24 protein-coding genes are annotated in these 22,652 nt (G+C 56.1%); 19 read left to right on the top strand and 5 right to left on the bottom strand.

The genetic code is table 11. The annotated features are described in order from the left end of the window. Positions 1 to 82: 82 nt before the first annotated feature. Both ACHZBF_RS11150 and ACHZBF_RS11145 read right to left on the bottom strand, forming a co-directional pair. Positions 83 to 421, bottom strand: a complete 339-nt coding sequence (locus ACHZBF_RS11150; RefSeq protein WP_029132573.1) for a GYD domain-containing protein — start codon at positions 419 to 421, stop codon at positions 83 to 85. Positions 422 to 757: 336 nt separating this feature from the next. After that, on the bottom strand, positions 758 to 1,597 hold the full coding sequence (locus ACHZBF_RS11145) for an alpha/beta hydrolase (RefSeq protein WP_029132574.1): 840 nt from the start codon (positions 1,595 to 1,597) through the stop codon (positions 758 to 760). Positions 1,598 to 1,877: 280 nt separating this feature from the next. Between ACHZBF_RS11145 and ACHZBF_RS11140 the strand changes: the two genes are divergently transcribed. The 12 genes from ACHZBF_RS11140 to ACHZBF_RS11085 all read left to right on the top strand — a co-directional run bounded on the left by ACHZBF_RS11140 (position 1,878) and on the right by ACHZBF_RS11085 (position 10,220). Then, positions 1,878 to 2,930 carry an aldo/keto reductase gene (locus tag ACHZBF_RS11140; protein WP_321528434.1) on the top strand — a complete coding sequence of 351 codons (1,053 nt, stop codon included), beginning with the start codon at positions 1,878 to 1,880 and terminating at the stop codon, positions 2,928 to 2,930. Positions 2,931 to 3,123: 193 nt separating this feature from the next. Then, positions 3,124 to 4,086 carry an HDOD domain-containing protein gene (locus tag ACHZBF_RS11135; protein ID WP_321528433.1) on the top strand — a complete coding sequence of 321 codons (963 nt, stop codon included), beginning with the start codon at positions 3,124 to 3,126 and terminating at the stop codon, positions 4,084 to 4,086. A 22-nt stretch (positions 4,087 to 4,108) separates the two neighbouring features. Next, a complete protein-coding gene (locus ACHZBF_RS11130; protein ID WP_029132577.1) occupies positions 4,109 to 4,441 on the top strand; it encodes a YnfA family protein in 333 nt (110 codons plus the stop codon). 126 nt (positions 4,442 to 4,567) lie between these two features. Continuing rightward, positions 4,568 to 5,557 carry an amidoligase family protein gene (locus tag ACHZBF_RS11125; protein ID WP_321528432.1) on the top strand — a complete coding sequence of 330 codons (990 nt, stop codon included), beginning with the start codon at positions 4,568 to 4,570 and terminating at the stop codon, positions 5,555 to 5,557. Next, complete coding sequence (locus tag ACHZBF_RS11120) at positions 5,530 to 6,195, top strand: gamma-glutamyl-gamma-aminobutyrate hydrolase family protein (protein ID WP_321528431.1); 666 nt, start codon at positions 5,530 to 5,532, stop codon at positions 6,193 to 6,195. Before ACHZBF_RS11125 ends, ACHZBF_RS11120 begins: the two co-directional genes overlap by 28 nt. Further along, entirely contained in the window at positions 6,192 to 6,623 is a 432-nt protein-coding gene (locus ACHZBF_RS11115; RefSeq protein ID WP_084609826.1) for a YqaA family protein, read from the top strand. The genes ACHZBF_RS11120 and ACHZBF_RS11115 overlap by 4 nt, the downstream gene beginning before the upstream one ends. Before the next feature lie 151 nt (positions 6,624 to 6,774). Then, positions 6,775 to 7,266 (top strand): GlcG/HbpS family heme-binding protein, encoded by a 492-nt coding sequence (locus tag ACHZBF_RS11110; RefSeq protein ID WP_029132581.1) that lies wholly within the window; start codon positions 6,775 to 6,777, stop codon positions 7,264 to 7,266. Positions 7,267 to 7,321: 55 nt separating this feature from the next. Beyond that, entirely contained in the window at positions 7,322 to 8,191 is an 870-nt protein-coding gene (locus ACHZBF_RS11105) for a DMT family transporter (RefSeq protein ID WP_245621677.1), read from the top strand. Between the two features lie 98 nt (positions 8,192 to 8,289). Beyond that, positions 8,290 to 9,024: a DUF4124 domain-containing protein gene (locus tag ACHZBF_RS11100; protein ID WP_321528430.1), complete on the top strand. Its 735-nt coding sequence runs from the start codon at positions 8,290 to 8,292 to the stop codon at positions 9,022 to 9,024. Between the two features lie 18 nt (positions 9,025 to 9,042). Next, on the top strand, positions 9,043 to 9,312 hold the full coding sequence (locus tag ACHZBF_RS11095) for an Lrp/AsnC family transcriptional regulator (protein WP_029132582.1): 270 nt from the start codon (positions 9,043 to 9,045) through the stop codon (positions 9,310 to 9,312). Between the two features lie 97 nt (positions 9,313 to 9,409). Continuing rightward, positions 9,410 to 9,649: a CDGSH iron-sulfur domain-containing protein gene (locus ACHZBF_RS11090; protein ID WP_029132583.1), complete on the top strand. Its 240-nt coding sequence runs from the start codon at positions 9,410 to 9,412 to the stop codon at positions 9,647 to 9,649. Between the two features lie 142 nt (positions 9,650 to 9,791). After that, a complete protein-coding gene (locus ACHZBF_RS11085) occupies positions 9,792 to 10,220 on the top strand; it encodes a hypothetical protein (protein WP_321528429.1) in 429 nt (142 codons plus the stop codon). An 80-nt stretch (positions 10,221 to 10,300) separates the two neighbouring features. Here ACHZBF_RS11085 and ACHZBF_RS11080 read toward each other — a convergent pair whose 3' ends face one another. Both ACHZBF_RS11080 and ACHZBF_RS11075 read right to left on the bottom strand, forming a co-directional pair. Beyond that, the gene (locus ACHZBF_RS11080) at positions 10,301 to 10,864 is read right to left on the bottom strand and encodes a ferritin family protein (protein WP_273437254.1); all 564 of its coding nucleotides are present in this window, start codon (positions 10,862 to 10,864) and stop codon (positions 10,301 to 10,303) included. 126 nt (positions 10,865 to 10,990) lie between these two features. Then, on the bottom strand, positions 10,991 to 11,668 hold the full coding sequence (locus tag ACHZBF_RS11075) for a thiol:disulfide interchange protein DsbA/DsbL (protein WP_321528428.1): 678 nt from the start codon (positions 11,666 to 11,668) through the stop codon (positions 10,991 to 10,993). 251 nt (positions 11,669 to 11,919) lie between these two features. Here ACHZBF_RS11075 and ACHZBF_RS11070 point away from each other — a divergent pair, with 251 nt between their 5' ends. Then, positions 11,920 to 13,650, top strand: a complete 1,731-nt coding sequence (locus tag ACHZBF_RS11070; RefSeq protein WP_281179366.1) for an HAD family hydrolase — start codon at positions 11,920 to 11,922, stop codon at positions 13,648 to 13,650. Between the two features lie 24 nt (positions 13,651 to 13,674). Beyond that, positions 13,675 to 13,977, top strand: coding sequence for a hypothetical protein (locus ACHZBF_RS11065; protein ID WP_029132588.1), 303 nt, complete (start codon positions 13,675 to 13,677; stop codon positions 13,975 to 13,977). Between the two features lie 51 nt (positions 13,978 to 14,028). On the opposite strand, the gene ACHZBF_RS11060 is transcribed toward ACHZBF_RS11065, so the two are convergent. Then, the gene (locus tag ACHZBF_RS11060) at positions 14,029 to 14,232 is read right to left on the bottom strand and encodes a hypothetical protein (protein WP_029132589.1); all 204 of its coding nucleotides are present in this window, start codon (positions 14,230 to 14,232) and stop codon (positions 14,029 to 14,031) included. 350 nt (positions 14,233 to 14,582) lie between these two features. On the opposite strand from ACHZBF_RS11060, the gene ACHZBF_RS11055 reads away from it, so the two are divergent. From ACHZBF_RS11055 to ACHZBF_RS11035, 5 genes are all read left to right on the top strand, one after another. After that, the gene (locus tag ACHZBF_RS11055) at positions 14,583 to 15,515 is read left to right on the top strand and encodes a MurR/RpiR family transcriptional regulator (protein WP_051301875.1); all 933 of its coding nucleotides are present in this window, start codon (positions 14,583 to 14,585) and stop codon (positions 15,513 to 15,515) included. Continuing rightward, entirely contained in the window at positions 15,512 to 16,303 is a 792-nt protein-coding gene (locus tag ACHZBF_RS11050; protein WP_037374751.1) for an enoyl-CoA hydratase/isomerase family protein, read from the top strand. Before ACHZBF_RS11055 ends, ACHZBF_RS11050 begins: the two co-directional genes overlap by 4 nt. 1 nt (position 16,304) lies before the next feature. Beyond that, positions 16,305 to 18,473, top strand: a complete 2,169-nt coding sequence (locus ACHZBF_RS11045; RefSeq protein ID WP_321528427.1) for an acetate--CoA ligase family protein — start codon at positions 16,305 to 16,307, stop codon at positions 18,471 to 18,473. 207 nt (positions 18,474 to 18,680) lie between these two features. Next, positions 18,681 to 19,649 (top strand): TAXI family TRAP transporter solute-binding subunit, encoded by a 969-nt coding sequence (locus ACHZBF_RS11040; protein ID WP_029132593.1) that lies wholly within the window; start codon positions 18,681 to 18,683, stop codon positions 19,647 to 19,649. A gap of 373 nt (positions 19,650 to 20,022) precedes the next feature. After that, the gene (locus ACHZBF_RS11035; RefSeq protein WP_037374752.1) at positions 20,023 to 22,635 is read left to right on the top strand and encodes a TRAP transporter permease; all 2,613 of its coding nucleotides are present in this window, start codon (positions 20,023 to 20,025) and stop codon (positions 22,633 to 22,635) included. Positions 22,636 to 22,652: the final 17 nt, after the last annotated feature.

The raw sequence follows: 22,652 nt of genomic DNA, 5'->3' as shown, positions 1-22,652 counted from the left end.
GTAGGAGTGCGGAATTACCATGAATTTTCATTACAGCAGCAGACCGTCAGGGTAGTGACGTCTGCCGCTGCAAAATGGAAGTTTAACTACCGGCACCAGGTCCCTTGAATCCAGCCCGGGCAGTTTTTGCTTTCTCCATTGATAACTTGGCTTCTTGAGTGGTCAATGCCTGGACGGTTTTCAGGTTGGTGACGCCACCAGATGACCCTGCGATCATCAATCCGGCCAGGACATCAGTCAAACTGTCACCTTCGGCGATGACCAAAAAGTCGTATTCGCCAGTGGTAACATAGTACTGAAGGAGTTTGGCGCCGACTGATTCCATAAGACCGGCTACAGCTTTTTTTCGATCCTCGGGATTACTAACCATTCCCTTGATCGCCTGGCCGGTGTAGTTGCCTTGTGTGATAAAAATACTCATCAGTGTTTCCTTATTCCTAAATGAAAAACTACCGAAAGAGCGGGTTGTTACAGGGTCTCGCCAATCTCATTTACGCTTGGCGTTTCTCTTGCCGTTCCTGATTCCTGCTGCGCCCTCATATCATCGTCGGTCCGATCAATGTTGTTTAAGTCATTCTCGGTAGATATAGCTGGAGGGGTGTCTGCGTAACTAAAGACGGCACTGCAGTGGTTAAACTGTAGTACGAAAGACCGGAATAACAACATTAATAAAAACAGGGTAAGAGTGGATGAACTCTTGGCGTCCCATCCACCATCCTCTGCCACATCCCGAAGCGTGGGGGTGAACAACAGTAGGCTATGGATGGTGTTCTTTTAATGGATCAGGCAGGTGAGCGGTAAGAAAGGTTTCAAGGCCGCGCATATAGTTATCCCCGCTGACAATAAATCCCGTGTTATGGTCGCCCCTGAGTTCCAGGAAGGTTCGCGGCGGATGTGCCGCTTCATAGAGTGACTGGCCGTGTCGATAGGGGATGATCTCATCCTCCCGGCTATGTATCACTTGCACCGGACAATGCACTTCAGCCAGATAATTCCGTGTGTTGTATTGCAGTCGGGAAAGCAATCTGGCCGGCAGCCACCAGTACAACTCGGCCGCCAGTTCCGGTACCGAGATAAAGGCAGACTCCAGAATAAGTGCGCCGGGTTGCACGCGTGCAGCGAGCCAGGCTGCCAATGCGCCGCCGAGTGATCGACCGAACAGTACGATTCGATCAGGTGATTCGCCCCGGATGTCCACCAGATGATGCCATGCCGCCAGGGCGTCCAACTGGGTTCCCCGCTCGCCGGGTTGTCCCTGGCTTTGTCCATAGCCACGGTAATCAAAGATCAGGACGTTGAGTCCCAGTTGATGAAAGATCTGCAATGATTCCAGCCGGTGGGAGATATTACCCGCGTTGCCATGGAAGAACAGCAGGGTTCCGCGCGCGCGCTCGGTGGGAATATACCAGCCATGCAGGTCCACGCCGTCGTCGGTCAGCAGCCGCACATCTTCATGGATCAGGCCGATATCACGTGGGCTGGCGGTGAGTTCCCGTGATGGCATGCCGGGCAAATAGAGCAGGCTGGATTGATTGAGATAAACGATGAGCAGTAAGACAGCGTAAATGCCGGCCGCTATCAGTATCACGTTCAACATGGTCCCGGATTTCCTGGATTGATCCATAAGAGCAGCATAGCGGAATCCTTACCCTGTGTGTGGTCGACGTAGAGAGGCCGGGTTTGTTGGAGGGGGGCGATTCCAGGAAGTTTCAAAATAGAGAGATTGGAGGGTTACAGGAAGTGCCATGGGTAAAACCGGCTGCCATACATGGTTGATAACTGTACCGGGGGCTTTAATATTGCTGTGTGTTATTTATGGAAATTGATTGACAATATTCGCACGGTTATTTGCAGAGAGAAAAAACAGGGCATCTTCTATGAAATATTCCAGACTGGGCAGCAGTAATCTTAGGGTATCCCGGGTGTGTCTGGGCACCATGACCTGGGGTACCCGGAACAGTCAGCAAGATGCCAATGCACAGATAGAGTACGCCCTGTCCCAGGGGATCAACTTTATCGATACGGCGGAGATGTACGCCATACCGCCTACGGCAAAGACCTATGGAACGACAGAAACCCTTATAGGTAACTGGATCGCGGCCAATTCAACCCGGCGTGGCGAGTTTGTTCTTGCCAGCAAGATCGCCGGTAACGGCCTGGAATACATCCGCAAGGGCGGCGATATTACCGGTGAGGCGGTCATCGCTTCGGTGGATGCCTCTTTACGGCGATTGCAGACGGATTATATCGACCTGTACCAACTGCACTGGCCCAATCGCACCTCCCCCCACTTTGCCAAACATCATCCAGGGATGCTGCGTTTCACGGAAGTGGAGGCAACGGTCCATTCCCGGCAGATGCTGGAGATTTTGCAGGCGCTTGATGCCTGTGTTAAAGCGGGAAAAATCCGCCACTTTGGACTCTCTGACGATACCCCCTGGGGCATCAATGAGTATATCCGTCTCAGTGAGCAGCATGATCTTGTACGCGTGACTTCGATTCAGAATGAATTCAATCTGCTACATACCAAGGACTGGCCCTATCTGATCGAAAACTGCGTGCACGCCGATGTGGCCTATCTGCCCTGGTCACCGCTGGCGGGTGGGGCGTTGACAGGGAAGTATATTGATGGTGCCCGGCCTCCAGGTACCCGCTGGAGCAAAATGCAGCGTAATGGATTGTTTCGGGATACCGGAGTGAGCAATAGTGCGATAAAGGCTTATGCCGAAGTGGCGACCCGGCACGGGCTTGTTCCCGCCCAGATGGCACTGGCTTGGTGTAATCAGGTGGATGGCGTGACCTCTACTATCATCGGTGCCACTTCAATGGATCAGCTGCGGGAAGATATCGCCGCATTTGCACTCTGTTTAAGTGAGGCTGTACTGAATGATATTGCATCGGTCCATCGGCAGTACCCGGTGCCATTCTGAAAGTGGCCGCATTTCTGCTCCGGCTTGACCTAACTTTTATCCACCAACACAGTTGAAGCCGAATGAGGTGAGACGGGCCATATGCACAGCCGTAGTTCTGTTATGGATCAAACCTTCCCCTGTATCGGGATCTGCTACTATTGATACCTAAGGCAGATCCCAATACAGGGGATGAGGTAATGCGGGTGCTCTCATGAATAGTATCGGGCCAAATAAGCAGCAGTATTCGTCAGCCATCAACAATAAGATCGGTTCATTACCTCTGTTGCCATCCGTCGTCTCACAACTGCTGGTATTGAGTCCGGATGATGATGACTTTCTTGATCAGGTATATCACCTGGCCAGGCAGGACCCAACCTTTTCCATCAGGCTGGTCCAGTATGCCGCAAAGACCTGCAAGTCCAGTCAGATGGCGGAGAAGTTCAGTCTTAAACATGCCATAGCCAGACTCGGCTCCCGGCAAATCGCCAGTATCGTCGCCAGCCTGTCCTTGATGGACTCCTTTGAACCGCGTAATCAGAGTGACCGAAATCTCTGGGTTCACTCAGTACAAGTTGCGGTAATTGCGAAAAAGCTGGTGGAGGTGATGCCCGATCTGCATCTGGAAAGTGAAATCATCTACCTCGGAGCGCTGTTGCATGATATCGGGCGATTCATCATTTTTCAGGCCGTTCCGGAGGGTCCTTCCCGTATTGATGAAAATCGCTGGTCGACGCCTGCCGCGCTACTCGATGCTGAGATGAAAACCTGCGGTATCGATCATGTTCGGGTCGGAGCCGATGCCTGTGTGCATTGGGAGATACCCAAGGCGATAACTGATATTGTTGCCAATCACCACAACTATAATCTGCCGACTGATGCGTTGGATGAGCGATTGCTGCGCCTGCGTGTCGATATCATTCAGATCGCGGATTTTTACAGTGTCTATCTGATGAACCAGCCCGTTATGGTACCGGATGAGATTGAACAGGAAGAGGGATATGAAGAAAAACAGATTGAAATACTGGCCGCAGAGCTTGCTGAAGTGATCTTGTCCACCGGCTCTGTACTGCCGGAAAAATACCGATCAATAATCCCCAGAACATTGATTGTTCAGCGGGAAAATATACTTGTTGAAACCGGGAAAATCCTGGATGCGTTGGGGCTTCAGGAGTAGACGGCAAACGGTGTGATGCGGTATGTCTGAAGTTAAAACGGTAGGGCTTTTTCTATTAACCGCGCTGGCGGAAATTGTTGGCTGCTATCTGCCGTATCTCTGGCTTAACCAGAATAGATCCCCCTGGTTACTTGTTCCTGCCGCACTTAGTCTCTCCCTGTTCGCCTGGCTGCTTACGCTGCACCCGACGGCGGCCGGACGAGTATACGCGGCATACGGCGGTGTTTATGTGTTTGTGGCCATTCTCTGGCTCTGGGCCGTTGATGGCGTTCAGCCTACGTCCTGGGATCTGGTGGGTTCGGCTGTTGCATTGACCGGTATGGCGATAATCATGTTTGCCCCGCGGTATGGCTGAAACATCAGGGTCTGGCAATGTTCTATAAAAGTACATTGCACGTTATGCCACCCTGCGGTGGCTCTTAATATCACGCGGATCGCGTTATCGATTTACCGGTCAGATTAATTCATTTTATGGAGATCTATGACACAACAAGAAGCTGTATTCATTGGTCCGCCGGTTACATACAAGCAGGACGATACACCCAGGCGGGTCGGCTTCGAGCTGGAGTTCACCGGCCTGACACTTGATCAGACGGAGACGGCACTGGTGTCTTCACTGAAAGGTGTTGTAGAGAGCATATCGGTAGCGGAGCGGAAATTACATGTAGAGGATCTGGGTACGTTTAATATCGAGCTGGACTGGGAATTTCTCAAGCGTACAGCGGCGAGGAGTGAGCAGGCGGAGGAGGGCGGTGACTGGGTCGATCTGCTGAGTCAGGCGGCGACCCTGCTGGTGCCAATGGAGGTGGTTTGCCCGCCGATTCCGATTGCGGATCTAGGGGCTCTGCTACCCATGGTTGACGCCCTGCGCCAGGCCGGGGCCATCGGGACCGAACATTCCCCGATTGCTGCCTATGGGGTTCATGTGAATACCGAAATTCCGAGTCTCGATGCCGGCACACTGAACGCCTATCTGCGTGCCTTTGCACTCCTGCAGTGGTGGCTGGTTGACGATCTGCAGGTTGATGTGACACGTAAAATCAGCCCCTACATTGATTTGTTTCCACAAGCCTATCTGGAACAGTTGTTTTCCCGGTCTGAACCGACACTGGATCAGGTTTTTTCTGACTATCTTCAGCATAATGCCACGCGCAACCGTGCCCTGGATATGCTGCCAATACTGTCTGACATAGACAATGACCGCGTGCGCCGTGCCGTGGATGATCCGAAGATCAAGTCAAGGCCCGCTTTTCATTATCGGCTTCCCGATTGTCATGTCGAGAAGGCTGACTGGACATTGGTAGATCCCTGGAATAACTGGTTGGTGGTCGAACGCCTGGCCAACCAGAGGAGTGCATTGGATGAGTTGTCGTCTGCCTTCCTTGCGGCGGAACGGCCAGTGATTGGCGTAGGGCGTTCGAGCTGGGTTGAGTTTATTGATCAATGGTTAAGAGACCACGAGTTGGTGTAACCGGCAATGCACGACGCTGGTCTCCCAGTTGGTGGTGCACCCGGTTTGCATTACGCCTGGCCGGTGGCGTGCCGGAACGGATCAGTGTGCGCCACCAGTTCAGCGGCGATTCTCCAGACGCATTGATTATTGGCGGTGGAGACGATATTGCACCGGAACACTACAACGGTGATATCAACGCCATGGTCAAAGCGGATCCGGAACGTGATCGTCTGGAGATCGGCTGGATAAAGTATGCACTGGAGAAGCACATACCACTGCTGGGGATCTGTCGTGGCGCCCAACTGATCAACGTGGTATTAGGCGGTACCCTGCACCAGGATATCCGTCAGTTGCGCAAACTCACTTACAACCGGCCTGGTCTGTTACCCACCAAGCAGGTGCGGCTGGCAGAAGATTCGAATATTGCCTCGGTGTGCGGAAAGATCCATCTCAGGGTTAACAGTCTGCACTATCAGGCAATCAAAGAGCACGGTCCCGATCTCAGGGTTGTGGGTTGGGACCTGGACCAGATTACCCAGGCTGTTGAATCGACCACCGGATGCAGAATCATTGGCGTACAGTGGCATCCGGAATACCTGTTCTACCTGCCGTCCCAGTTTGCGCTGTTTCGCTGGTTGCTGCAGGATACGGCATGATTCTTTCGTACCTGCTGTTGTTCAGCTCCGCCTTTCTGGCGGCCACCATTCTTCCGTTCTATTCTGAGGTGGTTCTGTTCGCCCTGTTGCGCGATGGCGGTGATCCCATCGTGCTGGTGAGTATTGCCACGCTCGGTAATACCTTGGGGGCCGTGGTCAATTGGCTATTGGGCTGGTACCTGCTGCACTTTCAGGACCGACGCTGGTTCTATTTCAAGCCGGCACAGATCGAACGGGCCCAGCGCTGGTTTCAGCGTTACGGTTTCTGGACCCTGTTGCTCGCCTGGATGCCGGTGGGGGGGGATGCCCTGACCCTGATTGCCGGCATCATGAAGGTCCGTCTCTGGCTGTTCCTGCTGCTGGTGGGCACTGGCAAGGCGCTACGCTATATTTCGGTAGTCTATCTGACTGCCTGGGCCCCGGTGTAAAAACTCAACGAACTAAAGTAGCGGTAGTTCCTCTTGGGTAGATGGGCAATCCTGTTTTTTAGCAAAACGCATACTGAGGTTTTCCACAATTCTGTTGCTACGGCAAACCAGTACAATAGCGATTGAAAATAAATTTGGGGGTTAAATGAATATGAAAAGAAGAATTGGTGCAATCTGCCTGGGCGTCCTGCTGTCAAACACTCTGCCGGCTGATGAGGTATCCCGAACGATCAATATCAAGCGCCTCTCCCTGGAGACGGCCCAGGAGATTGCCCATGGTGCGATCGAGGCGTGTCGTAAGGAGGGCATTCAGATAGGCGTCACGGTCGTTGACCGTGAGGGCACAACACAAGCCGTGCTGCGGGACACAATCGCCGCGCCCATTACCTTGGAAATCAGTCGGCAGAAGGCCTTTACGGCGGTCAATTTCAATGCCGCTACTTCACAACTGGTTTCCCGTGCCAATACACCGATTGGTCGTGTCGAAGGACTGGTGATGTCTGCCGGTGGCCTGCCGGTTCAGGCTGGCGGCATGCTGCTCGGTGGCGTGGGGGTCAGCGGTGCGCCCTCCGGTGAAACTGACGAGGCCTGTGCCCAGGCCGGCATCGACAAGGTCGTGGATGATCTTGAGATGTCCATGTAAGCCAGTATGTCGGCACGCCGGTCATCACATTACCGATGGTTAATCAGGAGAGCTCATGGGGGTAGTGCTATGGATGATGGGGGCCTTGTTCTCTTTCTGCCTGATGGCGGTGGGTGCTCGTGAGCTGTCGGGAGAGATCGATACCTTTCAAACACTGTTTTTCCGCAGCCTGATCGGCCTGATTTTCATCACCCTGATTATCTACAGTACCGGGCGTGTTGCTCTTTTTTCCACCCGGAGAGGTGCCCTGCATATCGGCCGAAACCTGTTCCACTTTGGCGGACAGTATGGCTGGTTCACCGGTATCGGATTATTGCCGCTGGCGGAGGTGTTTGCTCTTGAGTTTACCGTACCGATATGGACCCTGTTGTTCGCTGCCTTGTTTCTGAAGGAGGGGCTGACGGCCAAAAAGATCCTGGCCATTTTGTTCGGAATTGCTGGTGTCCTGGTGATTGTCAGGCCGGGTTCGGAGATATTTGATCTCGCTTCACTGATTGTGATCGCCGCGGCGATCTGCTATTCCGTCGCCCATGTCTCCACCAAGGCTCTTTCGAATACCGACCATCCCCTGACGGTGCTGTTCTATATGTGCCTGGTGCAACTGCCGGTCGGCTTGTTGCTTTCCCTCTCCTCCTGGCGCCTGCCGGATCCCCTCCAGTGGTTGTGGCTGTTGCTGGTGGGTATTACCGCCCTGACTGCACATTACTGCATTACCCGGGCGATGCAACTGTCCGAGGCCGGTATTGTGGTGACACTGGATTTTCTTCGCCTGCCGCTGATTGCGGTAGTCGGTGTGTTGTTTTATCACGAGGCGTTTGATGTCGCGTTGATGCTGGGTGCAGGATTGATGCTGCTGGGAAATCTGCTGAACGTGTATCAACAGAAGGCGGATGCTCCACGCATCCTCCGCGGTGGCCAGGACTAGCGGGACATTACCAAAAACCGGATGGCATAAACTGCTCCGGCTTCAGGCGCTTTTGTGCTAAATTTGTCCGGTCATTGTTGTGGATATAGCGAAGCCCTATGAGCGGAATGCCAGTTAAAAAACCAGTTTTATCACTTTGCATGTTATTGATTGCGCTTGTCTTTCACCATTCCGGGCTCCATGCGGCCAAGATGTATAAGTGGGTGGATGAGGACGGCGGCGTCCACTTCAGCCAGACGCCACCGCTGAACAATGAAACACCGGTGGCACAGGATCAGGTTCAGGTCCACCAGACCTCCGGGGCCGTGCTGGTTCCCGCCCTGGTTGATGATCAGCTGTATTGTGGCGAGTTGAAGTTGCCGCTGGAAACAGACCGACAGCGATTGTCGGTCAAACGGCTGAACGATCAAATCAAGCACTGGAGCCAGTCGCTGGAGCGCTCAACACAGGCTCTGGAGCAGTTTCTGGCGCCTAAAAAGCGCTCCAGGTACACATCCTCCTATCAGAAAAAGAGCACATTCAACGAAGATCTGGCACGCTATCAGAAACCGGTGAATGAGTACCAGTGTGCCATCGAGTGGGCCAATGGAAAAATGGACCAGGTACGCGAAAGTGAGTCTGCCCATGCAGAGGCACGATCCAAAGCCAGGCAGGATCTGGATGTGGCCACGGCGCAAATGTACCGAATTTGTGGTGATGAACCGGAAAAATATAACGAATACGGCAAGAAACGTGAACGTTATCTGGAGTGGCGCCGGTGCACCCGAAAACACAGTGAAGTGGTGCGGGAGATGCGTGACCGGTTGCGCGCCGTTGAGCGCAATATTTATTGACCTCTGGAGAGCAAGCTGATGATCACATCGATTATTTTACTGAATGTCGTCCGTACCCGGATCAATGAGATTGCGGAACAGTTGGCCGGGATGGATGAGGTATCCGAGGTCTACTCGGTGACCGGCAACTATGATCTGGTGGCCATTGTGCGTGTTGAGCACAATGATGATCTGGCTCGACTGGTGACCGATCAACTGGTCAAGATCGACGGCATCGAAAAGACCGATACCATGCTGGCATTCAAGGCTTACTCCAGACACGATCTGGAAGCGATGTTCTCACTCTGATTTCAACACAAAGCCTGTTCAAATTAATACTCCGGGTTGGGCTATGATTAATGCCTCTCTTAGCAGTTGAGCGTTAATCGGATCAGGAGAACAGGTGATGAGTGAACCCGTACGTGCAGCAGATAGCCCCTTTGCGGTTGAGGTCGAACAGGGCAAGACCTACTACTGGTGTGCCTGTGGCCGGAGCGCAACCCAACCCTTCTGCGATGGTTCGCATAAGGTGACAGAGTTCCGCCCGGTGAAATATGAGGCTGTAGAGTCAGGAACTGTCTACTTTTGCGGCTGCAAGGGGTCGCAGAATAAACCCCTGTGTGATGGCAGTCATAAGAAAACCTGAAAATCCATCTTTCCCGGCCATATTCAGGCGACTCCATTTCTGAGCCGATGGCGGGCGCGAATCCCGCCCGGTTTGCTTACGATCAATTCGTATTGATTCGATCTCAGCCTATAATTGCCGAATCGTTATAGGTGGAGCTTATATGAACAGTTTTGGAACCCTGAAGATTTTTGCCACCGCCCTGATGGTCAGCGTGCTGGCCGGGCCGGTTATCCAACGACTGCTACCCGATTGGGCGACGCTGGCGGAGAGCGTCGGATCGGGCGGTGCCTGGTTCGCCTCGATCATGTACCACATTGTTTACGGGATCATCATCGGCGCTGCAGCGGCGTTGGCGGTGACTCTGCTTGGCCGATTCGGCAAGTTTTTGACCCTGCCCGGTGCGGCGATTGCGGCGCTGGTCACTGTTGTGCTGTTTGATGCCGGATTTGTGCTGTTCAAGCCAAAGGTGGAGACTTTCGCCTGGCTGGCGCTGATTCTGGCGCTGATCAGTTTTGCCGCCCATACCCTGATGACCTTCATTCCGATTGGCCAGCATGCGGGGGATGATAACCGGGAACTGCCGGGGTAAATCCTGCCCCTCCCGGTTTGTCGCTTTGAAAAATCAGGTGCTGCCGCCCCGGTAGCGGATCGACCGCAAACAGAAAAACACTATCCCGCCAGTGTGCCGAATTCACGATCGGCGAAAAATCCCTGCGGATCTTTCAGCATCAGGATGCTGTCCTGGATCGCCTTCAAATGATGGAACTCTTCGTGGGCCAGTTGGGTATAGAAGTTTTTCTCAAACAGATCGGTGACGGCTTCCGCCCGCTCGGCATAGAAATTCTCGCCCTTGCGCTCGAACTCGGCGGCCTGCTCAAGCGCCGCGATATCGTCAGCATCCAGATGCTGTTTTTCATCCAGTTCGGCCAGGGCGTTGGTGAAGATGGTTTTGTACGCATCCCCAGTTTCTTCGGCCACGGGGGGGTGCTCTGGCCAGACGCCGGATTGTTCCAGGGTGTGGTAGATCTCGCGGATGCGCCGGATGTGGCCCTCCTCGGACTTGCGCAGATATTCAAACATATTGCGTCCGATTTCACTGGTAGCTTTGTCGCGGGAAGCCTGGTAGTAGGCCATACCCTCTTTTTCCAGTTGCATGGCCCGTTTGAGGGCGTTTAGTCGTACATCCAGCATCGTTCTGTCTCCGGTCAGACGGGAAGAGTCATAACCCGGCATGTGAATATGCTTCTTTATTCAGCGCCGAATATCGTAATCTGTATCAGTTTTACACGGTTTGCCATCAACTGGCAAAGGAACTGTTTGGGTGATGTAGGGCTCCGATCCCTTCTGCGCCTTCGATTTCTATTTCTCCCCCAGGGCTCGAATGGTCTGCATGAAGTCCTTTGCAAACTGTTCGCCATCCAGCTTGGCAAAGTCGAGCTGGTACTTTCCATTGATGATCAATGCGGGCACGCCAGTCAGCTCCGCCTGATCGAACAGGCGCCTTGACCGTTCGATCAGTATTGAAACCTCCTGGCTGTTCATCTGCTGCTCCAGGGCTTCCCTAGTGATACCGGCGTCGCTGAACAGGTCGGCCACTTCGTCCAGTGTCGGATAGCGCTTTTCATTGCGCTTGTCGGCGTAGATTTTGAACACCCGATCATAGTGGGATTCCTTTACCCCCAGGGCCTCCATGGCGTAATAGATTCGCGCCTCGATCTCCCAGCGCTGGTTTGGCGCCGCCGGGATGGTGATGAACTGGATATCCTGGTTGTCCTGCCTGAATGCCTTGACCAGGGGTTCCAGGCTGTAGCAATGGGGGCAGCCGAACCAGAAAAATTCCACCACATAGGGCGCGCTGGCGCCCAGTTCATCGGCTGGCAGGGGTGTATTGAGCAGGGTGTACTTGTCCTGGGCGATGTCCACCGCGCTCTCTGTCAGGCTGGTCTGCTTGCCAGGCTCTGGTTTCGGAACCTGGGTGCCATTGTCGCAACCCAGAAGGGCCAGTGCCAGACTGGCGATGAGGAGGTACTTTTTCATTATTTTTCCAATGGATGGTTAAATTGGGGAATGGTCTTGGGCGACGCTCGATCGGGGAAGAATAGCCTTACACCCGGCGGACTTCAACCTGGAGCGCTGTTTGATGTCGCGCCTGTTATCCGGGGTGAGATAACCTTCACGCCATGATCGCCTCTGTGCAATACTCACTGCTGCTTCATGGTGAATTATTGCTTTGCAACCGAGTGGCGGTACATTCGGGGCTACGCCGCTGATGAGAGGAGCTGTGTCCGTTGAGTTATCGAATCGATTCCACTGTACGAAAACTCACCCCCCCCAGGATCCTGTTGCTTGACTGGCATGCCACGCTGGTGGATTCACTGGATGCCATGTATCGCGCCATCGATGATCTGCTACCGCAGTTTGAAGAGCTGGGTCTGTTGAACCGTCTGGCCCCGGAGGAGCTGAGCAAGACCCCGGATGATGTCAAGCTGGTCCGCTTTGTCCGTATTTTCCGGCGTCTGCACCCCAAGATCCGCGCCGAACGCCGGGTCTCCCGGACGGATATTTTTGATGCCCTGTTCGGTCCCGACCTGGAGGCGATCTCGATTGCCCACAAGGCGTTCAACGAGTGCTACCGGGACCATTTTGGTGAAGTGAAGCCGTTCGAGGTCGGGATGCGGGAGCGGTTGCTGTTGTTGCGAAAACTGGGTATTCGCCTCGGGGTGCCGACCAACCGCAGCCGGGAGTTTCTGGGGCAGGAGATGCACAGCCTGGAAGGGGGCAGTTGGGTCGAGCTGTTTGACACCACCGTGTGTGGTGATGAGGTGACTCACCACAAGCCGGCACCGGATGTTCTGCTCCAGGCCATCGCCAACCTGAACGCCGAACCGGGAGCGGATGTCTGGTATCTGGGGGATAGTCGCACCGATACCATCGCCGCCAAGGAGGCCGGCATCACCAGCATCTTCTACAACGGCGCCATGTGGGACTGGGATTGGCTGGAACGGATCTTTCCCCGTACCGAGCAGCATCCACACAAGCCGGACGCGGTGGTGGATGATCTCGATTCACTGCTGGATCTGCTCTACAAGCTGGAGCCGGAAACGATAACACCGGAACGATCCGCCATCTGGGCGAGCCGGCCGGAACCGTTGCCACCGCGCCGCCCGCCGCCGCCCCGTATCGAACCGGACTGGCATCCGGCGGTGGTGGACCTGACCGCCCCGGTGCTGCTGCTGTTTGACTGGCACGCCACCCTGGTGGATACCCTGGATGCCATGTATCACGCGGTGGATGATATGCTGCCCGAGCTCGATACGCTGGGACTGTCGGAGCGCCTGGTGGATTCCGCCCACAGCAAGACTCTTGAGGATGCCAAACTGGTGGAGCACGTGCGCAATTACCATCAGTTGCATCCCAAGATCAAGGCGGACCGGAAGATCTCCCGCACCGATATTTTTGAAGTGCTGTTTGGTAGCGATGAGGAGGCCAAGCAGATTGCCCATGCCGCGTTCAACCGGCACTATCGCAACCACTTTGGCGCTGTTTACCCGTTTGAACCCGGGGTCAAGGATATGCTGGTGGCACTGCGCGCGCTGGATATGAAGCTGGGGGTGCTGACCAACCGTGATCGCGAGTTTTTCGAGCACGAGCTGGCGGCCGTGGAAGGTACCGGCTGGACCGACCTGTTCGACACCACGGTGTGCGGTGACGACACGGCGCTGCGTAAGCCCCATGCCGAGCCGATACTCAAGGCGCTGGACAATCTCCACCTGCTGCCGGGGCCGGAGATCTGGTATATCGGCGACAGCACCACCGACACCATCGCCGCCAAGCGGGCTGGCGTCACCAGCGTGTTTTTCAACGGCGCCCAGTGGGATCAGCAGTGGCTGGACAAGATCTTTCCCGGCACCGAGCGGCACCCGCACAAGCCGGATGTGGTGGTGAATGATTTTGGCGAGTTCTGGGCCCTGACCCTGGCCTGTCGCGCGGCCCGTCCACGCAAAGGGTGGAGCATCTGATCGGTCGGATCAGAGGCCGCTGTTATGGATATCAACCGTTTTCACTGCCCGGGCTGTGGCCAGCGAGTCGAATCCTGGGTGGCCCGCCGGCCCGAATTCCACTGTCCTGGTTGTGCTCAACGGTTTCACTCCAATTACCGCCGTTCGCTGAAACGGAGTGCGTTGTTCGGTCTGTTGTTCTGGATTGGTGGAACCGCGCTGGGCTGTCTGCTGATAGATCCCTGGCAGGTGGTGTTTGTATTTGCCATTGAATTCGGTGGTCTGCTGGCTTTCGCCGCTGCCTTCCTGCTGCACCGTTACACCATCCGTATCACTCCAGATCCATAGGGCGGACCATGCCAGCCCGGAGCCGGTTTCCTCCCCTATGGATAGTCCGCCTCAGACCCCCACACGACTAAAATCTGTCCCCACCCTGAGTCCGTAATGCTGTTCCAGGTCAAACTCCTGGATCAGGCCGTCCACTGCCTGCTGACCCTGGGTGCGCTGCATCTCGCCGAGAATCATGCGCACTGCATTGCGGTTGTAGCCGCTGCCGAACTGTAGCTGTACCTGTATCAGCTCCCGTGCCCTGTCGATATTCATAATGCGTCACCTTTTGACCGGCCTCTAAAAAACTTACGACCGGCTGAAACAGCTTCTACCGGTACGGCTGGCCGCCGGCGTGAGTTTGATCTGTAGGAGGCTCGCGCCGGGCCGAATTCCCGGCGAGGGTGCCATCCTGGTGTGCGAATCCGTGGCGGAGTCAACCCTGAACCGGTTTTACGCGCATACCGACGGTATCGAACAGATGTGATTCCGGCATGCCGCATAAAAGCACATAAAGTTTGCGTAAATATAATAATAAAGCAAATAAAATTGCATTCATCCATTCTGCTGCCTATGCTTTAGGGCAGTTCAGCACCCTTTGTGATGCGTAACAACCCCCGGAGACTATGGATAGCCAGCGACAGAACGCCACCGGCATGGAGAGCGTGAACGGGCCGCAATCCCTGGAGCAGCTCTCCCGATTGCTGGCGGACCTGAAATCAGGCACCGCGGAGCTTAAAGTCGGCAAGCGCGCGCTTGAGGTGCTGGACGGAATGATTACCTATCCCAAGCAATCCGCGATCTCCTCCATATCGCATCTGGCCAAGACATTCGACGTGAACCCCTCAACCCTGACCCGGCTGGCCAAATCCCTCGGATACAAGGGGTTCGCCGAGCTGCAGAAAATCTTTCGGGATTACACCGCCGGTACGGAAAACTTCTACAGCCGGCGTGCCGGACAGCTGTTTCAGCGTGAGGATAACCGTCATGAAGGGATGCATCTGGCGACCCGGATCGCCAATGAGGAGACCCAGAACATCGCCAGTATGGTCGATAACCTCAACAGCAAGACACTGGATGGGGTGGTGGATCTGTTGGTCCACGCGCCGCGCATACGTACCCATGGTTTGCGCCAGTCCTATCCGATCGCCAACTATCTCTCCTATGGGTTGGGTCTGATCCGCAACAATGTCTCGGTTCTGAGTATTGCCGAGCATGGCATTATTCATGGAATCTCCCAGCTGGAACCGGGTGACCTGTTGTTTACCATCGGCTGTGCTCCATACACCCGCAGTACAGTCACGGCCTCGCAGGTCGCGCGGGAGCAGGGGGTTGCGGTGGTGACGATCACGGACAACCACGCCTCGCCGCTGGCGGCCTCGGCCAGCTATACCTTCATCTCGCCCACTTCCGGCACCTTCTTCAGTAACAGCATGAGCGCATCCCTGGTGCTTATCGAAGTGCTGCTCTCCCTGGTGGCACGCAAACTGGGCGACAAGGCGCTGGACTCGCTTATGCGCTATGAAAAGTTGATCGGGAAAATGCAATTTGAGATATGAACAGCCAACATGAAAACCTGCTGGTGACCTGTGATGACGGCATTGCCGAGCTGCGCTTCAACCGTCCGGAGCGGCTGAACGCGGTCAATGAAGCGCTCTATGCGGAGTTGCAGGAGCAGCTTGGACGGCTGGAGCAGATGCCAGATGTAAGGGTGATCCTGCTGACAGGTGCAGGACGCGCCTTCTGTGTTGGTGCCGACATGAAGGCCCATGGCGAGGCCACACGCAGCGCCTATCAGCGCCGTCAGTACCTGAACGCGGAACAGCAGGTATGTCGGGCCATTCGCGAATCCGCCAAACCGGTAGTGGCGGCGGTCAACGGTTATGCCCTGGGGGCCGGTGCCGAGATGGCCATTGCGGCGGACTTTATACTGATGAAGGCGTCCGCCCGGATCGGTCTGCCGGAGATCACCATCGGCACTTTCCTGGGGGGCGGCGTGACCCACACCCTGCCACGCCTGGTCGGGCTGGCGAAGGCGCGTGAGCTGGTGTTTCTGGGAGAAAAGATAGACGGTGCGGAGGCGTTGCGCATCGGCCTGGCCAGCCGCTGTTTCGCCGATGACCGGTTTGATGAGGAGGTTCGGGCATTTTGCCGCCAGCTGGCGCTTGGCGCACCGCACTCCATGCAGCTGGCCAAGCGGCAACTCAATCATGCGCTGCAACAGGGTTTTGATAATGCGTTGCAGGCGGAACTGGAGGGCATGACCTTCTGTGCAACCACCCGGGACTGGCAGGAAGGGGTGGATGCGTTCCGGGAGAAACGTGCACCGCGCTTCGAGGGACGCTGAGATGACCCGGCCAATGGACAATCCGCTGCAGCAGATTCTCGCCCCTCGCTCCATTGCCGTGCTGGGTGCCTCCCGTGACGCCGGGAAAAGGGGCAACCTGGCGATCCGTTATCTGCAGCAGAATCAGTTTCAGGGAGCAATCTATCCGGTCCATCCGAAAGAGACAGAGGTGCTGGGGCTGGCATGCTATCCCACGGTCGAGAGCCTGCCGGAGGCACCGGACCTGGCCTTGATCTGCACCGCCGCAAACACTTTGCCTGAGCTTGTCCGCCGCTGCGGAAGCAAGGGAATTCGTGGGGCGGTGGTACTGGCCACCGGTTTTTCCGAGACCGGAGAGGTGGGGCTGGCGCTGGAGAATGAGATGGTGCGGGCGGCCCGGGAGAGTGGGCTGAGAATCATCGGTCCCAACACCTCCGGCATGTTCAATACCCATTGCGGCGCCAACCTGGTTGGCTATCGGGATTTGCGTACCGGTTCGATTGGCCTGCTCTCCCAATCCGGCAACATGGCGCTCTCGCTGGTGACCGAAGGGGGGCAGCACGCCACGCTGGGTTTCTCCACCTATGTGGGTGTGGGTAACGAGGCGGACGTGCAGTTTCACGAATATCTGGACTACTTCGCCGCCGACCCACATACCCGGGTGATTGTCGGCTATGTGGAAGGGCTGAAACAGGGCCGGCGTTTTTTGCAATCCGCCGCCAGTATCTGCCTGGAAAAGCCGCTGGTCATTTACCTGTCAGGCCGTACCGCGGTTGGCCAGCAGTCGGCACGCTCCCACACCGGTGCACTGGCCGGCAGCTATGAGATGGCGAAAGGCGTGATGCGACAGGCCGGAGTATTGCTGGTGGAGCGGGCCGACGAGATCCTGCCGGTTGCCAGTACTCTGGCGTCAACCGCAGAATGGTTACCGCTCAACGGCAACCGTGTCGCCATTCTCGCCGATGGTGGGGGGCACGCCACCATCGCTGCCGATGCCCTGCATCAGCTCGGTCTGTCGATTCCGTCGTTGAGTGAAACGACCCGGCAGCAGCTGCGTAGCCTGTTGCCACCGGCCGCCGCTATCAATAATCCGGTGGATGTGGCCGGTGGCACCGATAATCATCCGCAACTGTTCGCCGACTGTGCCGAGGTCCTGCTGGCCGACAGCCGGATCGATGCCCTGTTGATCGTCGGTCTGTTCGGTGGCTATGCGTTGCGTTTTTCCGAATCGCTTGCCGGCGAGGAGCGGCAGTGTGCCGAGCGGCTGGCCCGGTTGCCGGGCAGTCTCGGAAAACCACTGCTGCTGCAGAGTCTTTACCGGCCGCTCAAGCCTGAACCGCTGCGCTATCTCGAAAGTTCGAATATCCCGCTGTTCAGCTCCATTGATGAAGCAGCCCGCTGCCTGGCTGCCGTGGTCAACTACAGCGAGGCAAAAAAACGCCTGTCGATCCATGACCAAACAGCAGCGGCCGATCCGTCAATCCCGGTATCCGAGTTGATTTTCAAAGTGCTGCAGGCAGGCCGTAGCAGCCTGTATGAATACGAGGCGCTGGATGCACTCGCCGCCTACGGGGCGAAGGTTGTCGTGCCGCAGGTGATCCGGGATGAAGAAGGATTCAGCGACATGGCGCCGTCCCCGCCGGATCTGCGTTATGTGATGAAACTGGTGTCCCGGGACATCCTGCACAAGACGGATGCGGGCGGTGTCAAGCTTGACCTGATGCGCGACGATTTCCCGCAGGCCTATCATGAGATCCTGGCCAACGCCCTGCGCTACCAGGCGGACGCTCGGATCGAAGGGGTACTGTTGGTGCCGATGGCGGAGCCGGGTGTGGAGGTGATTATTGGTGTCACCCAGGACAGGCAGTTTGGTCCGGTGATGATGTTCGGACTCGGTGGCGTATTTGTGGAAGTGTTGCGGGATGTGGTGTTTCGCACGCTGCCTTTGCGCCGAGCCGATGCGCTGGAGATGCTGGATGGGATTCGTGGCAGTAAAGTCCTGGATGGAATCAGGGGCGGGGAGCCGGTAGACCGGCAGGCGCTGGTCTCCCTGATGCTGGCGGTTTCCGATCTCTGCATGAACCACCCCGAAATCGTCGAGCTGGATCTAAACCCGGTGCTGGCAAGGCCCGGGGATTATTGCGTGCTGGATGCACGCGTCTTGCTAAACCCGCAACAGGAGGCGGCATGATTGGCACGGCACGAGGGAGAGATGCCCGGGCGTGGTCCCGGCGATCAATGCGTTTATTGAATAGCGCAAAACGAAATTCAAGGGAAGGTAGGCACGTTTCCTTGGCATCGTGCGGCTATCCGGGCACGGGTAGGCTGCACATTTTGCGGAACAAACTGCTACCAGTGAAGGTAGCAAGCTGAAACTGTTCACTCAGGAGGATTTATCATGTTGAAGAAAAAAGTAACCACCTTGGCACTGCTGGCGGGACTGGCGCTGGGTGTTGTCGGCGCCGCCCATGCGGAGTCATTTATCACTATCGGTACCGGCGGTGTTACCGGTGTCTATTATCCCACCGGCGGCGCGATCTGCCGTCTGGTGAATAAAAACCGCGCGGAGCACGGCATCCGTTGCTCCGTGGAGTCGACCGGTGGTTCGGTCTATAACCTGAACACTATCCGTGCGGGTGAGTTGGACATGGGCGTGGCGCAGTCAGACTGGCAATACCACGCTTATCATGGCACCAGTAAGTTTGAGGAGAGCGGTCCAAACAAGGAACTGCGCGCTGTCTTCTCGGTGCACCCGGAACCGTTCACCGTGGTGGCGCGTGCCGATTCCGGCATCAAGACCTTCACCGACCTGAAGGGAAAACGGGTCAATATCGGCAATCCCGGTTCCGGTCAGCGTGGCACCATGGAGGTGTTGATGGAAGCGTTGGGCTGGACCAAGGATGACTTCTCCCTGGCTTCAGAACTGAAGTCTGCCGAGCAGTCAAAAGCCCTGTGTGACAACAAGATCGACGCCATGGTGTTCACTGTGGGTCACCCCTCCGGTTCCATCAAGGAGGCCACCACCACCTGTGATGCCGTACTGGTCTCGGTCACCGGACCGGAAGTGGAGAAGCTGATCGCGGAGAACGCCTATTACCGGGTCGCCACCATTCCGGGCGGAATGTATCGTGGTAATGACAATGATGTGCAGACCTTTGGTGTGGGTGCCACCTTTGTCTCTTCCACCAATACCCCGGCTGATACCGTTTATCAGGTGGTCAAGGCGGTGTTCGAAAACTTCGATGACTTCCGTAAGCTGCATCCCGCCTTTGAAGTTCTGAAGAAGGAGCAGATGGTCAAGGATGGTCTGTCGGCCCCGCTGCACGACGGTGCGATGAAATATTATAAAGAGGCTGGCCTGATGTAAGACGACTGAGCGGGCGTCCGGCGGGCTGCCCGTTTTGTCCAGGGATGGAGTTATACCGCGGAGGCCAAGGATGGCCGGGAGCGGATTTGTCCAGGGATGGAGTTATACCGCGGAGGCCAAGGATGGCCGGGAGCGGATTTGTCCAGGGATGGAGTTATACCGCGTAGCACAAGGATGTGTGGGAGCGGGTTTGTCCAGGGCTGTTTGATGAGCGTGAACTGGCAGCGGAGGCGTTGCCCTTCTTGTGGTAGGAGCGGTGCCTCGCCGCGAATTCGGCCCGGGGCGGGCCTCCTACAGATCAAGCCCACTCCGGTGGCCAGCGGTATCGGCAGGGGCGGCCTCGCCGCGAAACGGGACCCATTGGGAGAGCAGAATGAATAAGGAACCCACAAGAGAGGAGAGCGTCAGCGACCAGGAACTGCAGGAGATGGTCGCACAGACCGACAGTGGTGCCCGACATCCCGGTGGCGTGCCCGGCAAGGTTCTGTTCGGCGTGCCCCTGGCGTGGTCGCTGTTCCAGCTCTGGTACGCCTCACCGCTGCCGTTCTTTTTCAATTTCGGCGTATTCAACAATACCGAAGCCCGTTCGATTCATCTGGCGTTTGCCCTGTTCCTGGCGTTTACCGCCTATCCTGCGTTCAAGCGTTCGCCACGTGAGAGCATTCCGCTGCAGGACTGGATATTCGCCGTCCTGGGTGCTTTCAGCGCGGCCTACATCTACCTGTTTTATGAAGATTTATCGGGTCGTTCAGGAGCGCCGATTACCCAGGATCTGGTGATCGCTTCCATCGGCATGCTGCTGTTGCTGGAGGCCACCCGGCGCTCCCTGGGACCCCCGCTGATGGTGGTGGCAATCGTCTTTCTCATCTACACATTCGGCGGTCCCTATATGCCGGATGTCATTGCCCATAAAGGACAGAGCCTCTCCAAGGTGATGTCCCACCAGTGGCTCACCACGGAAGGCGTGTTCGGTGTTGCATTGGGTGTTTCCACCAGTTTTGTATTTTTGTTTGTATTGTTCGGGGCCATGCTGGAAAAGGCCGGGGCGGGCAACTATTTCATCAAGATGGCGTTCGCCCTGCTGGGTCATATGAAGGGCGGTCCGGCCAAGGCGGCGGTGGTCGCCTCAGCGGCTACAGGACTGATCTCCGGCTCTTCGATCGCCAATGTGGCAACCACCGGCACCTTTACTATTCCGCTGATGAAGCGGGTGGGTTTCTCCGGTGCCAAGGCCGGTGCGGTCGAAGTGGCCAGTTCAACCAACGGACAGTTGACCCCGCCGGTGATGGGTGCGGCGGCGTTTCTGATGATCGAATATGTCGGTATCTCCTATCTCGAAGTGATCAAGCATGCCATTCTGCCAGCGGTGATCTCCTATATCGCCCTGTTTTACATCGTTCATCTGGAAGCGCTGAAAGCCAATATGCAGGGACTGAAAAGGCCGGTCCAAACGACGCTGCTGCAGAAACTGATGACCTTTTCCGCCATTGTCGCCGGTACCTGTTTTATCGGGTTGGCGGTTTATTACGGTATTGGATGGATCAAGACTTACGCCGGTGAGGCAGCCTTCTATATTGTCTCTTTGCTGATCCTGGTTGCCTATGTCGGATTGATAAAATTCGCCGCACGATATCCCAAGCTGGAAGTGGATGACCCGAACAACCCGCTGATCGAACTGCCGGAAGTGGGGCCCACGGTCAAGGTCGGACTCTATTTTCTGCTACCGATTGTGGTGTTGATGTGGTGCCTGGTGGTGGAGCGTTTCTCTCCGGGGCTTGCGGCTTTCTGGGCCACCCTGTTCATGATTTTTATCGTCATCACCCAACGACCATTGGTGGCCTTTTTTCGTGGTCAGAGTGGTCAGGTGGAGTGGATAGAGTTCCGGTACGGTCTGAATGACTGTATCGATGGCCTGGTGGTCGGTGCGCGTAACATGATCGGTATTGGTGTGGCGACGGCGGCGGCCGGCATCGTCGTTGGCACCATTACCCTCACCGGTATAGGACAGGTGATGATCGAGTTCGTAGAGTTCATCTCCGGCGGTTACCTGATACTGGCGCTGATCTTTACCGCCGCCATCTGTATCGTGCTTGGCATGGGACTGCCCACCACCGCCAATTATATCGTGGTTTCCAGTCTGATGGCGCCGGTGGTGGTGACGTTGGCGGCCACCAATGGGCTGGTGGTTCCCCTGATTGCGGTGCATATGTTCGTGTTCTATTTCGGCATCCTGGCGGATGACACGCCGCCGGTGGGACTGGCGGCCTTTGCCGCCGCCGCCATCGCCAAGAGCGATCCGATCAAGACCGGTATCCAGGGGTTTATGTACGACATCCGGACGGCCATCCTGCCGTTCCTTTTCATTTTTAATACCCAGCTATTGTTGATTGATATCGACGGTTGGTTTGAGTTGCTTCTGGTGATTGTCAGTGCGGTGATTGCCATGCTGCTGTTTGCTGCGGCCACCCAGGGCTACTGGTTGACCCGGAGTCGGTTCTGGGAGTCGATTGCCATTCTGCTGGTGGCATTTACCCTGTTTCGTCCCGGTTTCTGGTGGGATGAACTGTATGCGCCGATGGATGTTATCTCCGCCACCGAGATTAACCGGGTAGCGGAAAACGTCCGGGAGAACGGCAAGTTGCAGATCACGGTTGCCGGGGAAAACCTGGACGGCAAGTTTATTCGAAAAACCGTTCTGCTACCCCTGGGTGCGGCCGGTAGTGGCGAGGCGCGGCTGGCCAGCGCCGGGCTGGAGACCCGTATAGAGGGGGATAAGGTGTACGCCGACAATGTGGTGTTCGGCAGTACGGCGCAGAGTGTGGGCATTGATTTTGACTGGGAGATCGTCCACCTGGAAGTGGAAGCCGACCGCCCGGCCAAACAGTGGATGTTCATCCCCGCATTGATATTGCTGGCGCTGGTGGGTCTGATACAGCGGCGGCGTCATGCCCGGCAACAGCGCCAGGACGTGCCCTTGTCGGTCTGATCTCCACAATTGTCGCC

It is taken from the genome of Sedimenticola selenatireducens, from assembly GCF_963675335.2.
Classification (GTDB): domain Bacteria; phylum Pseudomonadota; class Gammaproteobacteria; order Chromatiales; family Chromatiaceae; genus Sedimenticola; species Sedimenticola selenatireducens.
The sequence above is the reverse complement of the archived record's forward strand: the minus strand, read 5'-3'. Positions and strand labels throughout refer to the sequence as shown.

Coding starts and splice junctions, on each gene's coding strand:
- ACHZBF_RS11150 (WP_029132573.1), bottom strand. CDS start 421: ATGAGTATTTTTATCACACAAGGCAACTACACCGGCCAGGCGATCAAG.
- ACHZBF_RS11145 (WP_029132574.1), bottom strand. CDS start 1,597: ATGTTGAACGTGATACTGATAGCGGCCGGCATTTACGCTGTCTTACTG.
- ACHZBF_RS11140 (WP_321528434.1), top strand. CDS start 1,878: ATGAAATATTCCAGACTGGGCAGCAGTAATCTTAGGGTATCCCGGGTG.
- ACHZBF_RS11135 (WP_321528433.1), top strand. CDS start 3,124: ATGAATAGTATCGGGCCAAATAAGCAGCAGTATTCGTCAGCCATCAAC.
- ACHZBF_RS11130 (WP_029132577.1), top strand. CDS start 4,109: ATGTCTGAAGTTAAAACGGTAGGGCTTTTTCTATTAACCGCGCTGGCG.
- ACHZBF_RS11125 (WP_321528432.1), top strand. CDS start 4,568: ATGACACAACAAGAAGCTGTATTCATTGGTCCGCCGGTTACATACAAG.
- ACHZBF_RS11120 (WP_321528431.1), top strand. CDS start 5,530: ATGGTTAAGAGACCACGAGTTGGTGTAACCGGCAATGCACGACGCTGG.
- ACHZBF_RS11115 (WP_084609826.1), top strand. CDS start 6,192: ATGATTCTTTCGTACCTGCTGTTGTTCAGCTCCGCCTTTCTGGCGGCC.
- ACHZBF_RS11110 (WP_029132581.1), top strand. CDS start 6,775: ATGAAAAGAAGAATTGGTGCAATCTGCCTGGGCGTCCTGCTGTCAAAC.
- ACHZBF_RS11105 (WP_245621677.1), top strand. CDS start 7,322: ATGGGGGTAGTGCTATGGATGATGGGGGCCTTGTTCTCTTTCTGCCTG.
- ACHZBF_RS11100 (WP_321528430.1), top strand. CDS start 8,290: ATGAGCGGAATGCCAGTTAAAAAACCAGTTTTATCACTTTGCATGTTA.
- ACHZBF_RS11095 (WP_029132582.1), top strand. CDS start 9,043: ATGATCACATCGATTATTTTACTGAATGTCGTCCGTACCCGGATCAAT.
- ACHZBF_RS11090 (WP_029132583.1), top strand. CDS start 9,410: ATGAGTGAACCCGTACGTGCAGCAGATAGCCCCTTTGCGGTTGAGGTC.
- ACHZBF_RS11085 (WP_321528429.1), top strand. CDS start 9,792: ATGAACAGTTTTGGAACCCTGAAGATTTTTGCCACCGCCCTGATGGTC.
- ACHZBF_RS11080 (WP_273437254.1), bottom strand. CDS start 10,864: ATGCCGGGTTATGACTCTTCCCGTCTGACCGGAGACAGAACGATGCTG.
- ACHZBF_RS11075 (WP_321528428.1), bottom strand. CDS start 11,668: ATGAAAAAGTACCTCCTCATCGCCAGTCTGGCACTGGCCCTTCTGGGT.
- ACHZBF_RS11065 (WP_029132588.1), top strand. CDS start 13,675: ATGGATATCAACCGTTTTCACTGCCCGGGCTGTGGCCAGCGAGTCGAA.
- ACHZBF_RS11060 (WP_029132589.1), bottom strand. CDS start 14,232: ATGAATATCGACAGGGCACGGGAGCTGATACAGGTACAGCTACAGTTC.
- ACHZBF_RS11055 (WP_051301875.1), top strand. CDS start 14,583: ATGGATAGCCAGCGACAGAACGCCACCGGCATGGAGAGCGTGAACGGG.
- ACHZBF_RS11050 (WP_037374751.1), top strand. CDS start 15,512: ATGAACAGCCAACATGAAAACCTGCTGGTGACCTGTGATGACGGCATT.
- ACHZBF_RS11045 (WP_321528427.1), top strand. CDS start 16,305: ATGACCCGGCCAATGGACAATCCGCTGCAGCAGATTCTCGCCCCTCGC.
- ACHZBF_RS11040 (WP_029132593.1), top strand. CDS start 18,681: ATGTTGAAGAAAAAAGTAACCACCTTGGCACTGCTGGCGGGACTGGCG.
- ACHZBF_RS11035 (WP_037374752.1), top strand. CDS start 20,023: ATGAATAAGGAACCCACAAGAGAGGAGAGCGTCAGCGACCAGGAACTG.